This window comes from Moorena sp. SIO4A1, assembly GCF_010672065.1.
Lineage (GTDB): Bacteria > Cyanobacteriota > Cyanobacteriia > Cyanobacteriales > Coleofasciculaceae > Moorena.
In genome coordinates this window covers 1-1,492 of record NZ_JAAHHX010000689.1, presented here as the reverse complement: position 1 = coordinate 1,492, position 1,492 = coordinate 1, and the positions used below count along the sequence as shown (strand labels likewise).

The 1,492-nt window shown below is 38.7% G+C and carries 1 protein-coding gene; it reads right to left on the bottom strand.

Going from position 1 to position 1,492, the window contains the following annotated elements; translation table 11 throughout:
- Positions 1-146: 146 nt before the first annotated feature.
- Complete coding sequence (locus tag F6K53_RS41960) at positions 147-1,343, bottom strand: IS4 family transposase (protein WP_293086377.1); 1,197 nt, start codon at positions 1,341-1,343, stop codon at positions 147-149.
- Positions 1,344-1,492 lie beyond the last annotated feature (149 nt).

Genomic DNA, 1,492 nt, shown 5'->3' with positions numbered 1-1,492 from the left:
AGGGTTCATATCATGTACTATTGACTACTTTTAAATAATATAAACCAGGGAAAATTTTCTGATTAATTAACAATTTAAAATTGAAAATTAATCAGGATTAAACGGGTTTGCAGACAGCTGTTCAAGCTCAAGGGGTGACAAGAAGGCTACAAAGCACTCTGGATAAGGGACTTAGCGTTAAGTCCCCGCTGGAAATAGAGAGATTTGTGAGGTTTGAGACTGATCAGAGCAAAAGCTAAATCCGACCAAATTGCCAGAGATTGAACCCAATCGGGACCGTGCAATCCCATCCAAAAAAAACTATGTCGCTCTGTTAAACGGTCCGGTTCAGTTGGACGACAAATATACTCAATCACTCCTAGATATTGTAAATATTTTCCCTGTAAAGTGGCGAGAGTATAAGCAATGGAAATGATCAAAACAATGGCAATTAACCGTCGTTCATTAACCTTTGTATTTTCGAGATTATAGCCTGAAGTTTTTAAATCTCTGAATAGTGTTTCGATACCCCATCGAGCCGGATAGCAGGATAAAGTACGTGGTAGGCTATCAAGACTTGTGAGAATATACCAAGGTTCTTTACTGGCTCGACTCCGATATTTACGTTTCCAATAAGCCGCTAGATTAAACTTTCCTAACTGATGGGCTTTCGTGTAAGAAATTTTTGAGTAAAATCGAGAGATTCCTGGTTGAAATCCTAAATCTTTGAGAGGTCGATAAACGGCATCATCATCTTGAATACAAGTGCCCTTTTTCTGACGTAAAGCAAAGTCTACTTTCCTCTCCTGCAGCCAGTTAGCCAGTTGGACACTATGAAATTCTCGGTCTCCTAATACGAGGACCGGATAAGAACGCAGTAGCCTTAAGACCGGAGCTATAACTTTTTTTTGCTCTGCCAAACTGCTGTTTCCTCGTTTCGGCAAAAGTTGCCAATACACAGGAATTGCATGATGACCCCAAGCTAAACTTAACACCATTAAATTTCGATTTTGCAATTGAGTTCTGTCTAAAATTACTAGTAGATATCCTTGATGAATAAGTTTAAGTTTTTGGCTTCGTCTTCTTTGTTTTCGATTAGAGGTATGAGGACGAAACTCTTGTTTTAAAATTTGTTTTATTATGGGAAACCACAGAAGTTTTGCACTCAATTTAGGGAAATTTAAAAAACGTTGTAAACTTCTTACCCTGCTCTGATATTTTATCGGTTGTGGAAATCGTTCAGCTAAGTCCGACAAGCGCACATTTCGATACTTTTGTAAAAGTAAAATTAACAATTGTAGTGTTAGATATTGGCCAGGAGTCAGATGAGTCTCCAACACCGTCTGGTAGAATTTAGGAAACATATTTGCTTTGGGGGAGGCTACAGAGACCTCCCGATTTTTTGGGCTTAGGTTTGGCTTAAACCATTATTCTCTCTAGTTTACAGCTCCCTTGTCACCCCTTGAGCTGTTCAAGATATATCTATCGATAGCTTATCTCTGGCTTGGCAAAA

Coding starts and splice junctions, on each gene's coding strand:
- F6K53_RS41960 (WP_293086377.1), bottom strand. CDS start 1,343: ATGTTTCCTAAATTCTACCAGACGGTGTTGGAGACTCATCTGACTCCT.